This window comes from Pseudomonas ogarae, from assembly GCF_014268695.2.
GTDB lineage: Bacteria > Pseudomonadota > Gammaproteobacteria > Pseudomonadales > Pseudomonadaceae > Aquipseudomonas > Aquipseudomonas kilonensis.
This window is the reverse complement of record NZ_CP077086.1, coordinates 6,371,671-6,384,967: the sequence shown is the minus strand read 5'-3', so window position 1 is coordinate 6,384,967 and position 13,297 is coordinate 6,371,671. Positions and strand designations below refer to the sequence as shown.

General features: G+C 62.0%; 12 protein-coding genes. 4 read left to right on the top strand and 8 right to left on the bottom strand.

Translation table 11 applies throughout. The features are described 5' to 3' along the window. Positions 1–9: 9 nt before the first annotated feature. Positions 10–1,401, bottom strand: a complete 1,392-nt coding sequence (locus tag HU749_RS28310; protein WP_186649269.1) for an L-cystine transporter — start codon at positions 1,399–1,401, stop codon at positions 10–12. Between the two features lie 242 nt (positions 1,402–1,643). Between HU749_RS28310 and HU749_RS28305 the strand changes: the two genes are divergently transcribed. Continuing rightward, on the top strand, positions 1,644–2,699 hold the full coding sequence (locus HU749_RS28305) for an HAD family hydrolase (RefSeq protein ID WP_079302978.1): 1,056 nt from the start codon (positions 1,644–1,646) through the stop codon (positions 2,697–2,699). Between the two features lie 237 nt (positions 2,700–2,936). On the opposite strand, the gene ilvD is transcribed toward HU749_RS28305, so the two are convergent. From ilvD to HU749_RS28290, 3 genes are all read right to left on the bottom strand, one after another. Then, positions 2,937–4,778 (bottom strand): dihydroxy-acid dehydratase, encoded by a 1,842-nt coding sequence (gene ilvD / locus HU749_RS28300; RefSeq protein ID WP_014340697.1) that lies wholly within the window; start codon positions 4,776–4,778, stop codon positions 2,937–2,939. 268 nt (positions 4,779–5,046) lie between these two features. Beyond that, entirely contained in the window at positions 5,047–6,252 is a 1,206-nt protein-coding gene (locus tag HU749_RS28295) for an MFS transporter (RefSeq protein WP_079302976.1), read from the bottom strand. 215 nt (positions 6,253–6,467) lie between these two features. Continuing rightward, positions 6,468–7,664: a class I SAM-dependent rRNA methyltransferase gene (locus tag HU749_RS28290; RefSeq protein ID WP_003206543.1), complete on the bottom strand. Its 1,197-nt coding sequence runs from the start codon at positions 7,662–7,664 to the stop codon at positions 6,468–6,470. A gap of 191 nt (positions 7,665–7,855) precedes the next feature. On the opposite strand from HU749_RS28290, the gene HU749_RS28285 reads away from it, so the two are divergent. From HU749_RS28285 to HU749_RS28275, 3 genes are read left to right on the top strand one after another with little or no spacing between them, the layout of a single operon-like run. Next, positions 7,856–8,671 (top strand): HDOD domain-containing protein, encoded by an 816-nt coding sequence (locus HU749_RS28285; protein WP_161798356.1) that lies wholly within the window; start codon positions 7,856–7,858, stop codon positions 8,669–8,671. 30 nt (positions 8,672–8,701) lie between these two features. After that, positions 8,702–9,514: a bifunctional DNA-formamidopyrimidine glycosylase/DNA-(apurinic or apyrimidinic site) lyase gene (gene mutM, locus HU749_RS28280; RefSeq protein WP_046063223.1), complete on the top strand. Its 813-nt coding sequence runs from the start codon at positions 8,702–8,704 to the stop codon at positions 9,512–9,514. A 47-nt stretch (positions 9,515–9,561) separates the two neighbouring features. Further along, a complete protein-coding gene (locus tag HU749_RS28275; RefSeq protein WP_014340695.1) occupies positions 9,562–9,882 on the top strand; it encodes a hypothetical protein in 321 nt (106 codons plus the stop codon). A 142-nt stretch (positions 9,883–10,024) separates the two neighbouring features. Here HU749_RS28275 and HU749_RS28270 read toward each other — a convergent pair whose 3' ends face one another. From HU749_RS28270 to HU749_RS28255, 4 genes are all read right to left on the bottom strand, one after another. Then, positions 10,025–10,276 (bottom strand): YfhL family 4Fe-4S dicluster ferredoxin, encoded by a 252-nt coding sequence (locus tag HU749_RS28270; protein ID WP_047226031.1) that lies wholly within the window; start codon positions 10,274–10,276, stop codon positions 10,025–10,027. Positions 10,277–10,413: 137 nt separating this feature from the next. Beyond that, entirely contained in the window at positions 10,414–10,893 is a 480-nt protein-coding gene (coaD, locus tag HU749_RS28265; RefSeq protein ID WP_003177462.1) for a pantetheine-phosphate adenylyltransferase, read from the bottom strand. A gap of 115 nt (positions 10,894–11,008) precedes the next feature. Continuing rightward, a complete protein-coding gene (locus HU749_RS28260) occupies positions 11,009–12,604 on the bottom strand; it encodes a GMC family oxidoreductase (protein ID WP_095962427.1) in 1,596 nt (531 codons plus the stop codon). Between the two features lie 144 nt (positions 12,605–12,748). Continuing rightward, positions 12,749–13,294 carry a twin-arginine translocation pathway signal protein gene (locus HU749_RS28255; protein ID WP_095962428.1) on the bottom strand — a complete coding sequence of 182 codons (546 nt, stop codon included), beginning with the start codon at positions 13,292–13,294 and terminating at the stop codon, positions 12,749–12,751. Positions 13,295–13,297 lie beyond the last annotated feature (3 nt).

Sequence of the window (13,297 nt, the reverse complement as noted above, 5' to 3'; positions counted from 1 at the left end):
TGGGAGCAATCAAGCGTGCACCAGCTCCCCATGCTCCTCGGCATCGAGCAATGCCTTGTCAGTCTGCTGCATCACCTGGCTGGTAATCGCCCCGGCGGTGATCGAGCCGCTGACGTTCAACGCTGTACGACCCATGTCGATCAGCGGCTCGACGGAAATCAGCAACGCCACCAGCGAGACCGGCAAGCCCATGGCCGGCAGCACGATCAGCGCGGCGAATGTCGCGCCGCCACCGACCCCGGCCACTCCGGCCGAACTTAATGTCACGATCGCCACCAGCGTCGCGATCCACACCGGATCCAACGGGTTGATGCCCACGGTCGGCGCGACCATCACCGCCAGCATGGCCGGATAAAGGCCGGCACAACCGTTCTGGCCGATGGTGGCGCCGAACGAGGCGCTGAAGCTGGCAATCGCCCGTGGAATGCCGAGGCGGCTGGTCTGGGCTTCAATGCTCAACGGGATGGTGGCCGCGCTGGAGCGGCTGGTGAAGGCGAAGGTCAGCACCGGCCAGATCTTGCGGAAAAAGCGCAACGGGTTGATCCCGGCAGCGGACACCAGCAGGCCATGGACCACGAACATCAGGCCCAGCCCCAGGTACGACACCACGACAAAACTGCCGAGCTTGATGATGTCCTGCAGGTTGGAACCGGCCACCACCTTGGTCATCAGCGCTAGCACACCGTACGGCGTCAGCTTCATCACCAGGCGCACCAGGCGCGTCACCCAGCTTTGCAGAGTGTCGATGGCGTTGATCACTTTCTGGCCTTTCTCCACGTCGTCCTTGAGCAACTGCAACGCCGCGACCCCGAGGAACGCGGCGAAGATCACCACGCTGATGATCGAGGTCGGCTTGGCCCGGGCCAGGTCGGCAAAGGGGTTCTGTGGGATGAACGAAAGCAGTAATTGCGGGATGTTCAGGTCGGCGACCTTGCCGGCGTAGTCGCTCTGGATCACTTGCAGGCGCGCCAGTTCCTGGGTGCCTGCCACCAGGCCTTCGGCGGTGAGGCCGAACAGGTTGGTCAGGCCAATGCCGATCAGCGCGGCGATGGCGGTGGTGAACAGCAGCGTGCCGATGGTCAGGAAGCTGATCTTGCCCAGGGACGAGGCGTTATGCAGGCGGGCCACGGCGCTGAGAATCGAGGCGAAGACCAGCGGGATCACGATCATTTGCAGCAGTTGTACGTAGCCGTTACCCACCAGGTCGAACCAGCCGATCGAGGCCTTGAGTACCGGGTTGCCGGCGCCGTAAATCGTGTGCAGCGCAATGCCGAACACCACGCCCAGCACCAGTGCCAGCAGCACTTTTTTCGCCAGGCTCCAAGTGCGGTGACGGGTTTGTGCCAGGCCGAACAGCAAGGCGAGGAACACCAGCAGGTTGAGGATCAGCGGCAGATTCATCAAAAAAGACTCCGTTAAGACGTGCCAGTCGCCCGAAGCTGCGACTGTGAGCCGGGAAGCCTAACAGTCTGATAACTAATGAATTAATACTAAAAACGCATGTAGATTGTCGTTTATGGAATAAGGCGGTGGCGTTTACGGATATGTCGCTGGCGCTATCAAGACGCAAGCGGTCGCGGGCAGGCGAGGACTGTCACAAGCATTTGTTAGCGTCGAGTTCTTTGAACCCGGGAGAAATGCCGATGAAGCTCGCACCTCGTTTTCTCGCTGTCGCCTTGAGTCTTGGTCTCGCTGGCCAGGCACTCGCCACCGATCTCAAACACTGGCCGGCGGAACAAGCCAAGGCCCTGGAGGCGATGATCGCGGCCAACGCCAACAAGGGTAACTACGCGGTGTTCGACATGGACAACACCAGTTACCGCTACGATCTGGAAGAGTCGTTGCTGCCGTTCATGGAGAACAAGGGCCTCATCACCCGGGAAACCCTGGACCCGTCCTTGAAGCTGATGCCGTTCAAGGACACCGCCGACCACAAGGAAAGCCTGTTCAGCTACTACTACCGCCTGTGCGAAGTCGATGACATGGTTTGCTACCCATGGGTGGCCCAGGTGTTTTCCGGCTTTACCCTCAAGGAGCTCAAGGGCTATGTCGACGAGCTGATGGCGTCCGGCAAGCCGGTGCCGACCACCTATTACGATGGCGACAAGGTGGTCCAGTACAACGTCAACCCGCCGAAAATCTTCACCGGCCAGGCCGAGCTGTACAACAAGCTGATGGAAAACGGCATCGAGGTCTATGTCATGACCGCCGCTTCCGAAGAGCTGGTGCGCATGGTCGCCTCCGATCCGAAGTACGGCTACAACCTCAAGCCGCAGAACGTGATCGGTGTGACCACGCTGCTCAAGGACCGCAAGACCGGCGAACTGACCACCGCCCGCAAGCAGATCACCAACGGCAAATATGACGAGAAGGCCAACCTTGGCCTGGAGTACACGCCTTACCTGTGGACCCCGGCGACCTGGATGGCCGGCAAGCACGCGGCGATCCTGACGTACATCGACGAATGGAAAAAACCGGTGTTGGTGGCGGGTGACACGCCGAGCAGTGACGGCTACATGCTGTTCCACGATGTGGACGTGGCCAAGGGCGGTATCCACCTGTGGGTCAACCGCAAGGACAAATACATGACCCAGATTAACGGCATGATGGCTAAACACGCCGCGGCCCAAGCCAAGGAAGGACTGCCGGTGACGGCGGACAAGAACTGGGTGATCGTCAAACCGGAAGATATCCAGTAACCCCCACCACAGGGATACCAAGGAACCCTGTGGCGAGGGAGCTTGCTCCCGCTGGGCTGCGCAGCAGCCCCAAGGTCGTCAGCTCACACATTGAGGTGAGGGCGAATTTTGGGGCCGCTTCGCGACCCAGCGGGAGCAAGCTCCCTCGCCACAAAAGATCACTTGGCTCCAAGGGCCGAACAGGAGCCAAAAAATGCCCCGCACTTGGCGGGGCATTTTTATGGCTGCTGTAGACGCTTACAAGCCGTCAAGCATCGCCTTGTTACGCACCGCGCCCTTGTCGGCGCTGGTGGCGAGCAGGGCGTAGGCCTTGAGGGCTGTAGTGACTTTGCGTGGACGCACTTCCACTGGTTTCCAGCCCTTGTTGTCCTGTTCGACACGGCGCCCGGCCAGTTCTTCGTCGCTGATCAACAGGTTGATCGAGCGGTTCGGAATGTCGATCAGGACCTTGTCACCGTCCCGTACCAGACCGATGGCGCCGCCCGCTGCAGCCTCCGGCGAAGCGTGGCCGATGGACAGGCCCGAGGTACCGCCGGAGAACCGGCCATCGGTCAGCAAGGCGCAGGCTTTGCCCAGGCCCTTGGACTTCAGGTAGGAGGTTGGGTAGAGCATTTCCTGCATGCCTGGGCCGCCTTTCGGACCTTCGTAGCGAATGATCACGATGTCGCCGGCCTTCACTTCGTCAGCGAGGATGCCGCGCACGGCGCTGTCCTGGCTTTCGAAAATCTTCGCGTTGCCTTCGAACACATGGATCGACTCGTCGACGCCGGCGGTTTTCACCACGCAGCCATCCAGGGCGATGTTGCCGTATAGCACGGCCAGGCCACCTTCCTTGGAGTACGCGTGCTCGACGCTGCGGATGCAGCCGTTTTCACGGTCGTCGTCCAGGCTTTCCCAACGGGTCGACTGGCTGAACGCGGTTTGCGTCGGGATGCCCGCCGGGCCGGCCTTGAAGAAGTGATGCACGGCCTCGTCGGTGGTCTGGGTGATGTCCCACTTGGCGATGCCTTCGGCCATGGTCTTGCTGTGCACGGTCGGCAGGTCGGTGTGCAACAGGCCGCCACGGGCCAGGGAACCGAGGATGCTGAAGATCCCGCCGGCACGGTGCACGTCTTCCATGTGGTACTTCTGGATGTTCGGCGCGACCTTGCACAGTTGCGGCACGTGACGGGACAGGCGGTCGATGTCGCGCAGGTCGAAATCGATCTCGGCTTCCTGGGCAGCGGCCAGCAAGTGCAGGATGGTGTTGGTGGAACCGCCCATGGCGATGTCCAGGGTCATGGCGTTTTCGAACGCCTTGAAGTTGGCGATGTTGCGCGGCAGCACCGACTCGTCGTTCTCGCCGTAGTAGCGCTTGCACAGCTCGACGATGGTCCGGCCGGCCTGCAGGAACAGCTGTTCGCGATCGCTGTGGGTGGCCAGGGTCGAACCGTTGCCCGGCAGGGCCAGGCCCAGGGCTTCGGTCAGGCAGTTCATCGAGTTGGCGGTGAACATGCCGGAGCACGAACCGCAGGTCGGGCAGGCGCTGCGCTCGTACTCGGCAACCTTCTCGTCAGAGGCGCTGGAGTCGGCGGCGATCACCATGGCATCGACCAGGTCGAGGCCGTGGCTGGCGAGCTTGGTCTTGCCGGCTTCCATCGGGCCGCCGGAGACGAAGATCACCGGGATGTTCAGGCGCAGGGCGGCCATGAGCATGCCCGGGGTGATCTTGTCGCAGTTGGAAATGCACACGATGGCGTCGGCGCAATGGGCGTTGACCATGTATTCGACGGAGTCGGCGATGATCTCGCGGCTCGGCAGCGAATAGAGCATGCCGTCGTGGCCCATGGCGATGCCGTCGTCCACGGCGATGGTATTGAATTCTTTCGCTACGCCGCCGACACGTTCGATTTCCCGGGCAACCAGTTGGCCGAGGTCCTTGAGGTGGACGTGGCCCGGTACGAACTGGGTGAAGGAGTTGGCAATGGCGATGATCGGCTTCTTGAAGTCGTCATCCTTCATCCCCGTGGCGCGCCACAAGGCACGGGCGCCGGCCATGTTGCGGCCATGGGTGGATGTTTTCGAGCGGTAATCAGGCATGGAGCACTCCGGGCGGCTAATCAGGTACTTATCAGGTATCAATGGGGAAGTGAGCTTCTGTCGACGTCTGGAGCACCCGGGTTTGGCCGTGTGTCCGCAAGTGGCTGATGACTTTGCAGGATCACTGCGCGCCTCAGCATGAGCTCATAAACCCGCCGGGGATGAATGGCGATGAATGACGCGATTCTACACCGCTGGCGCCAGGATGAAATGACGCAAAGCGCTGATCGGGCGCCAATGTCGTGCGCGGGATGACGACTGGCAGGCTTCAGTCGGCCAACAACCCCCGGTAGCGATACCGGACCAGGGCATTGAGTGCCAGCCCCAGCAGGCTGAGCAGGACCAGGCAGAGAGCCAGGGTGACTTGCAAGTCCAGCGGTGCGAGGCTGATCGCGGCACTGGTCAGCCCGCCGACGATGAAGATCAGCACGCTACCGGCCGAGGCGGACGTACCGGCCTGCCCGGGAAATCTATTCATGGCTTGGGTGTGGGCGGCTGCGCGGGCAATGGTCGTTCCGGCGGTGCACACGATCATGGGCAGTAACAGGGTGGTGACTGACAAGCCCAGGTGATTGGCGAGCCCCAGCATCAGCAGTCCTGCGACGAGGATCAGGCCCAGGCCCGTGATGATTTGTGCCTGTGGATCGATTCGATTGCTCAGCAAGGTCGCGACGGCTCCGCCACCGATATAGGCCAGTCCATAGCCCAGTAGCGCCAACGAAAAAGCCTCGGGAGAGAGGTGCAACTGGTCGATCAGGACCAACGGTGAAATGACGATGAACGAAAAGTGGCAGGAAAAAGCCAGTGCCGAGGTTAGCCAATAGGCCATGAAACTGAAGTCCGCGCAGACCGTTCGATAGGCTGCGATGAAATCCAGGCGCCTGGGTTGGCTGCCTGCCGCGGAGTGTTGAAGTAGACGACTGGCACCGATGAATGCGCCGATTGCCAGGGCAATGAACACCAGGAAACTGCCACGCCAGCCCATCCAGCTTTGCAGCCCGGTGCCGGCCAGGGGGGAAACGGAAATGAAAATACCCCCGCAGGTGACCAGGAAGATCCGCAGTCGCTGTTGTTCCTGGCCAGTGAACAGGTCTTGGATCAGCGCCTGGGACAGCACGAAACAACCGCACCCCAAGGCTTGAACGATACGCAAGAACAGAAAGGACCAGTAATTGTCGGCGAGCACGCAACCTGTTGCGCCGATGGCTGCAACGGTGATCCCGATCAGCAGCAGATTTTTTCGTCCCATTACGTCGGAAAGCGGACCGATCAGCAGTTGTGAAAGGGCGATACCTACCGCGTACAGGCTGACAGACAGGGCAATGTCCGACGATGGACGTTCAAAGTGCTCGGAAAGTGCAGGAAACGAGGGCAGCACCACATCGATCGGAAAGACACCGAGCAATGTCAGGGTCAGCAACAGGGCGATGGTGGCAGGTTTGCGGGCGGCCAGGTGGTTTTGCGGATCAGTCATCGAACAGTTCCAAGACGTACCTGAGGGTCGCTTTCAATCCTAATGCGTCATGCCTGCCAGACGAGGGGGAGATTGAGTAGGAAGGCTCTGGTAATTGTGTGGGGGGACTCCTACAGACTTATTCAGGTGCGCAAAAAAAATCGCAGCCAAGGCTGCGATCAGAATGCAATTGGAGTGTGCGGGGCACAGCGCTACGGCCCTGGCCCCGTCCGGCCTCAGCTGTTGGGCAACAACCGGCAGGTGATGCTCTTGATGTAGCGGGTTTCGGCAATGGCCGGGTGTACCGGATGGTCTGGCCCCTGGCCGCCGCGCTCGAGCAGTTGGATGTTGCGGTCCAGATGACGGGCGCTGGTCAGCAGGATGTTTTGCAGATCGTCTTCGGGCAGGTGCATCGAGCACGACGCGCTGACCAGGATGCCGTCCTTGCTGAGCAGGCGCATGGCTTGTTCGTTGAGGCGACGATAGGCGCCTTCACCGTTTTTCAGGTCTTTCTTGCGCTTGATGAAAGCGGGCGGGTCGGCCACGATCACGTCGAAACGTTCTTCGCTGGCCTTGAGTTCCTTCAGGGCTTCGAACACGTCGCCTTCGATGCAGGTCAGTTTCTCGGCGAAGCCGTTCAACGCGGCGTTGCGCTCGACACCGTCGAGGGCGAAGGCCGAGGCATCGACGCAGAACACTTCACTGGCACCGAACGCCGCGGCTTGCACGCCCCAGCCGCCAATGTAGCTGAACAGGTCCAGGACGCGCTTGCCCTTGGCGTACGGGGCCAGGCGTGCGCGGTTCATGCGGTGGTCGTAGAACCAGCCGGTTTTCTGGCCTTCCATGACCGGCGCTTCGAACTTCACGCCGTTCTCTTCCAGGGCGACCCATTCCGGCACCAGGCCGAACACGGTCTCGACGTAGCGATTCAGGCCTTCGGCGTCACGGGCCGCGGAGTCGTTCTTGAACAGGATGCCGCTGGGCTTGAGCACCTGGGTAAGGGCGGCGATCACGTCGTCCTTGTGGGCTTCCATGGTGGCCGAGGCGATCTGCACCACCAGGATGTCGCCGAAACGGTCGACCACCAGGCCTGGCAACAGGTCGGAGTCACCGTAGACCAGGCGATAGAACGGCTTGTCGAACAGCCGCTCGCGCAGGGACAACGCCACGTTGAGGCGATGCACCAGCAGGGACTTGTCCAGCGGCAGCTTCACGTCACGGGACAGCAGCCGGGCGCAGATCAGGTTGTTGGGGCTCATCGCAACGATGCCCAGCGGCTTGCCGCCGGCGGCTTCGAGGATGGCCTGGTCGCCGGCCTTGAAGCCGTGCAGCGGGGTGGCGGCTACATCGATTTCGTTGCTGTAGACCCACAGGTGGCCGGCGCGCAGGCGACGGTCGGCGTTGGCTTTGAGGCGCAGGCTAGGCAGGGACATGACGTCGCTCCGGAAAAAAGAGCGGGAGTATACCGTGTTGCAGGGGTTGGCGGGCTTGAAGGACGATCGGTGGCCCGACGGTGTATCGGATCCATCTTTAAGGGTTAGAATCCCCGCCTGACCCGGAGTGTGTACGCATGTCCAAAGAACTTTCCGCCGAACAGATCCAACAGTCCTTGCAAGGCATCAGCGTGCCGCCCCAGCCGCAGATCATGGTGGATCTGCAGATGGAACAGTACATGCCCGACCCGGACCTGGAGACCATCGCCAAGTTGATCTCCCAGGACCCGGGCCTCTCGGGGGCCTTGCTCAAGATCGTCAACTCGCCGTACTACGGCCTGCGCAACAAGATCACCTCGATCCAGCGCGCGGTGAACCTGTTGGGCAGCCGTTCGATCATCAACCTGATCAATGCGCAGTCGATCAAGGGCGAGCTGCACGACGACGCCATCGTGACCCTGAACCGCTTCTGGGATACCGCCCAGGACGTGGCGATGACCAGCCTGACCCTGGCCAAGCGCGTCGGCCTGGAAAACGGTGACGAAGCCTATGCCTTGGGGTTGTTCCACGATTGCGGCGTGCCGTTGATGCTCAAGCAGTTCCCCAGCTACATGGGCGTGCTGGAAGAGGCCTACGCCAATGCCAGCGCCGAGTGCCGGGTGGTGGACACCGAGAACCGCGTGTTCAACACCAACCATGCGGTGGTCGGTTACTACACCTCCAAATCCTGGCGCCTGCCGGATCACGTCAGCCAAGCCATCGCCAACCACCACAACGCCCTGGCGATCTTCAGCGACGAGTCTTCACGCAACAACAGCCAGTTGAAGAACCTGCTGGCGATCCTGAAGATGTCCGAGAACATCTGTGCGTCCTACCGGGTGCTCGGCAATCAGGCCGAAGACCACGAGTGGGATAGCGTCGGGAGCCTTGTGCTCGATTACATCGGGTTGTCGGAATACGACTTCCAGACCCAGAAACAGGAAATTCGCGACCTCGCCACTCGTTGAGTGCGGTGCTTCGCCTGACTCGAGAGCCTCATGCCAGAACTGCCGGAAGTCGAAACCACCCGCCGCGGAATCGCGCCCCATCTTGAAGGCCAGCGGGTCAGCCGCGTGGTGGTCCGCGACCGTCGCCTGCGCTGGCCGATCCCGGAAGATCTCGACGTGCGGCTCTCGGGCCAGCGCATCGTGCAGGTGGAGCGGCGGGCCAAGTACCTGTTGATCAATGCCGAGGTCGGCACGTTGATCAGCCACCTGGGCATGTCCGGCAACCTGCGCTTGGTGGAAGTTGGTATGCCCGCCGCCAAGCACGAGCACGTGGACATCGAGCTGGAGTCCGGCCTGGCCCTGCGCTACACCGATCCTCGACGCTTTGGCGCGATGCTCTGGAGCCTCGACCCGCTCAATCACGAGCTGTTGATTCGCCTCGGTCCCGAGCCGTTGACCGACCTGTTCGATGGCGAACGCTTGTTCCAGCTTTCGCGGGGGCGGTCCATGGCGGTCAAGCCGTTCATCATGGACAACGCGGTGGTGGTGGGCGTGGGCAATATCTACGCGACCGAGGCGCTGTTCGCCGCCGGGATCGACCCACGCCGGGCCGCCGGAGGCATTTCCCGGGCGCGTTACCTGAAGCTGGCCATCGAGATCAAGCGCATCCTCGCCCATGCCATCGAGCGCGGTGGCACCACGTTGCGGGACTTTATCGGTGGGGACGGCCAGCCCGGCTATTTTCAGCAGGAGCTATTCGTCTATGGCCGGGGTGGGGAGTTGTGCAAGGTGTGTGGTACGGGGCTGCGGGAAATCCGCCTCGGCCAGCGTGCGAGCGTCTGGTGCCCACGCTGCCAGAGCTGATTTGTCCTACGGTCTATAGTCAGTAGTATTTAGCCGAAGGATCGCCCATGAAACTGCTTCGACCTGTCGTTCTAGCGCTGCTGCTGAGTGTCGGTTTGCCTGCCCTGGCAAGCGACGGCAGCGGCGACCCGCGCTACACCATCCAGAACCCGCCGGCCTTCGCCATGCTCGGCGACCTGCTGATCGCCCGTCCGCTGCTGCTCGCCGCCACGGTGATTGGCGCCGGGGCATTCGTGGTGTCGTTGCCCTTTACCGCGCTGGGCGGCGGAGTCGGCGATGCGGGCAAGGCGCTGGTGGTGGACCCGGCTAAGGCCACGTTTGTGCGGTGCCTGGGGTGTATTGGGGAGGGGTTTGAGCGGCAGGAGTGACGCGTTCGGTGCGGCTGATGGCTTCATCGCGAGCAAGCTCGCTCCCACAGGGATCTGCGGTGCCTACACCATTTTTGCCTGACGCAAATCCCTTGTGGGAGCGAGCTTGCTCGCGATGGGGTCTGCAGGGCCGCCCAAAGGCTCAAACCTTGCCAGTAATCTTGCGATACTTAGCCATCAACTGTTCTTCAGTTTCCGGATGAGCCTCGTCCAGGGGGATGCAATCCACCGGGCAGACCTGCTGGCACTGGGGTTCGTCGTAATGGCCGACGCACTGGGTGCACAAGTTCGGGTCGATGACGTAGATCTCTTCGCCTTGGGAAATGGCCTCGTTCGGGCATTCGGGTTCGCAGACGTCGCAATTGATGCAGTCGTCGGTGATGATCAGGGACATGCAGGCTCCTGCCGGGGCGTTGGGCCCGGGCATATGAAAAACGTATGGGCGCAATTGTGCCGCATTGGCGAGCGCAGTGCACGCGGGCGCGATGGACTGCGCTGTGCTGGGCCGCGAAGTGGGTCACAGCCCGCGGGTTATTTCTTGAAGCGCAGGGTCAGCGCATCGGCCACGGCCGGGTGGACGAACTTGGTGATATCTCCGCCCAACGCCGCGATTTCCCGGACCAGCGTCGAGGAAATGAAGGAGTAGCGCTCCGACGGCGTCAGGAACAGGCTCTCGACGTCCGGTGCCAGTTGGCGGTTCATGTTGGCCAGTTGGAACTCGTACTCGAAGTCCGAGACCGCCCGCAGGCCGCGCAGGAACACATTGGCATTCTTTTCCTTGGCAAAGTGCGCCAAAAGCGTCGAGAAACCGACCACTTCCACGTTGGGCAGGTGCTTGGTGACCTCGCGGGCCAGTTCCACACGTTGTTCCAGCGGGAACAGCGGGTTTTTCTTCGGGCTGGCGGCGACGGCAATGATCACATGGTCGAACAGGCGCGCGGCGCGTTCGACCAGATCGCCATGGCCCTTGGTAATAGGGTCGAAGGTACCTGGGTACAACACTCGGTTCATCGCGTCGTCCTGGCGGGAGTCCGTTGGGGAGTCGGATGGTATCGCAGCCTTCTCGGTCGGCCAAGTCGGCTGTTGCGTAAGAAAGCACTATAGACGGTGCGAATAATCCGGCTATTCATGGATTTTTCAGGCGCTCGGCCAGGGCCGTCGCCAATTGCGCGGTCAGTCCGTACACCGATAATTGCGGGTTGGCGCCGATGCTGGTGGGGAACAGCGAGCCGTCATGGATCGACAGGTTGCCCAGTTGGTGATGGCGGCCAAGGCTGTCGGCGACCGCGGTTTTCGGGTCCTCACCCATGGCGCAACCGCCCATTACGTGGGCGCTGCCCAGGCGTGTGCGGTACAAAGCCAGGTCGAGTCCGTCGATCAGTGTGCGGGCTTCGGCCAGGGTCGTTACGTAGCGGGCATCGCTGTGCAAAGGCATGACTGCCTTGGCGCCGCCGGCAAACTGGATCTCGGCCATGCTGTGGAAGGCCCGGCGCAAGCCATCCCAGGCATACGGCGTAACGGGATAATCGAGCACGGGCGTGCCGTCGCTGCGCAACTCGACGCTGCCGCCGGGGCTGTCCGGATGAAAACCGTCGCGCAACAGCGCCAGCATGGCGTGGGTATGGGGCAGTCGGGACATGTGCAAAGCGTTCTCGGGGCCGAACCCGCCCAATAGCGTGGCGGCCAGGGCCGGGTGCAAGGGCGGGACTTCAAGCTTGTAGGACATTTTGCCGGTGGTGCCGTCCTGCCATTGGAAATGATCCGAATAAATCGATTGCGGCGCGCCGTAGAACGGGTTGATGACCTCGTCGAATTGCCCGGCGGACATGTTCACCAAGTGCAGGAAGGTGCGCTTGCCCACACGTTCATGCGGGTCTGGCGCATCGGAGCGCAGCAGCAATCCGGGACTATTGATGCCGCCGCCCGCCAGCACGTAATGCCGCGCCTTGACGGTAATGCGCCGCCCGGTCGGCGCCACGCAACGTTCGTCCATGGCTTGGCAATCGAGGCCGATGACGGCATCGTTCTTGATCGTCAGACGCTCGGCCCGCGCCAGGTAAAGCAACGCGCCGCCCTTGTCCAGCGTGGCCGGGATGGTGGTGACCAGCATCGACTGCTTGGCGTTGGTCGGGCAGCCCATGCCGCAGTAGCCCAGGTTCCAGCAGCCGCGTACGTTGCGCGGGATGACGTGCCAGGCGTAACCCAATTGTTCACAGCCTTTGCGGATCACGTCGTTGTTGGCATTGGGTGGAACCAGCCACGGAGCCACGCCCAGGCGTTGTTCCATCTGCGCAAACCAGGGCGCCATTTCAGCGCGGCCGTGGCCTTTTACGTTGTGCTCGGCGGCCCAGTGGTCGAGGGTCTGGTCGGGCGTGCGGAAGCTGGAGGTCCAATTGATCAGCGTCGTGCCACCGACGGCCCGGCCCTGGAGAATGGTGATGGCGCCGTCCTTGCTCATGCGCCCGAGGCCTTCCTGATACAGGCTGCTGTAGGCCTGGTCTTCGAGCAGTGTGAAGTCATGACTGGTCTTGAGCGGACCTTCCTCGATCAGCAACACGCGGTAGCCGGCGGCGCTGAGAATTTCTGCCGTGGTGCCGCCACCAGCACCGCTGCCGACGATGGCCACGTCCGCTTCCAGGGTCAGGTCCTGGGGCAACTGCGCGCCGTTGTAGGTGGTCCAGCCACGGGCCAGGCCTTCGCGGAAGGGATCGGGTACGGGCATGTTCAGGGCTCTCTTATTGTTATGAGTTTGCGGTACCCCTGTGGGAGCGAGCTTGCTCGCGATGGCGTCGGATCAGCAGCAACTGTATTGACTGACGCACCGCAATCGCGAGCAAGCTCGCTCCCACAGGGGTTAACTTGGTTTTCAGACCGTTGGCGGTCCTGGATATCCGCAATGCGCCCAGGCTTCGGATTGGGTATACCAGGCCATCATCACCAGTTGCAGCAACGAGCTGTGGCCTTGTCGCAGCAGGTCCAGCGAGCTGTTTTCCCACCGTTCGAGGAACTGGTGGACGTCATCGGCGCTGGCGTTTTCCCACGGGCCCCAGACCCCGGTCAGCGGCCCGCGGGTAATGCCCAGCGTGAGCACGTCGAACAGCTGGCGCGTGAGCTTGAGCATGGCCGGGGACAGGTGGGCCAGGCTGCTGTCCATGCTTCGCAGGGTTGCGTCAGTGGCGGCAGTAATCTGTCCGACGGCCACTGCGCCATCCAGCATCACGGGGATGACGCTGCGTAAAAATGGCAGGTCGCTGTCGCGCAGGGCCCCTAGGCCGTTGGCCGGTTGGCTTGGCGAGCAACCGCTCAGGCTGGCGCCTACACCGACGGTGGCCAGGAAGGCGCTGGCGCCGAGACTGAACTTCAGCAGGCCGCGCCGTGACAGCGCGGGTGTATCGGTGAGGCTTGGGTTCATTAT

Coding starts and splice junctions, on each gene's coding strand:
- HU749_RS28310 (WP_186649269.1), bottom strand. CDS start 1,401: ATGAATCTGCCGCTGATCCTCAACCTGCTGGTGTTCCTCGCCTTGCTG.
- HU749_RS28305 (WP_079302978.1), top strand. CDS start 1,644: ATGAAGCTCGCACCTCGTTTTCTCGCTGTCGCCTTGAGTCTTGGTCTC.
- ilvD (WP_014340697.1), bottom strand. CDS start 4,778: ATGCCTGATTACCGCTCGAAAACATCCACCCATGGCCGCAACATGGCC.
- HU749_RS28295 (WP_079302976.1), bottom strand. CDS start 6,252: ATGACTGATCCGCAAAACCACCTGGCCGCCCGCAAACCTGCCACCATC.
- HU749_RS28290 (WP_003206543.1), bottom strand. CDS start 7,664: ATGTCCCTGCCTAGCCTGCGCCTCAAAGCCAACGCCGACCGTCGCCTG.
- mutM (WP_046063223.1), top strand. CDS start 8,702: ATGCCAGAACTGCCGGAAGTCGAAACCACCCGCCGCGGAATCGCGCCC.
- HU749_RS28275 (WP_014340695.1), top strand. CDS start 9,562: ATGAAACTGCTTCGACCTGTCGTTCTAGCGCTGCTGCTGAGTGTCGGT.
- HU749_RS28270 (WP_047226031.1), bottom strand. CDS start 10,276: ATGTCCCTGATCATCACCGACGACTGCATCAATTGCGACGTCTGCGAA.
- coaD (WP_003177462.1), bottom strand. CDS start 10,893: ATGAACCGAGTGTTGTACCCAGGTACCTTCGACCCTATTACCAAGGGC.
- HU749_RS28260 (WP_095962427.1), bottom strand. CDS start 12,604: ATGCCCGTACCCGATCCCTTCCGCGAAGGCCTGGCCCGTGGCTGGACC.
- HU749_RS28255 (WP_095962428.1), bottom strand. CDS start 13,294: ATGAACCCAAGCCTCACCGATACACCCGCGCTGTCACGGCGCGGCCTG.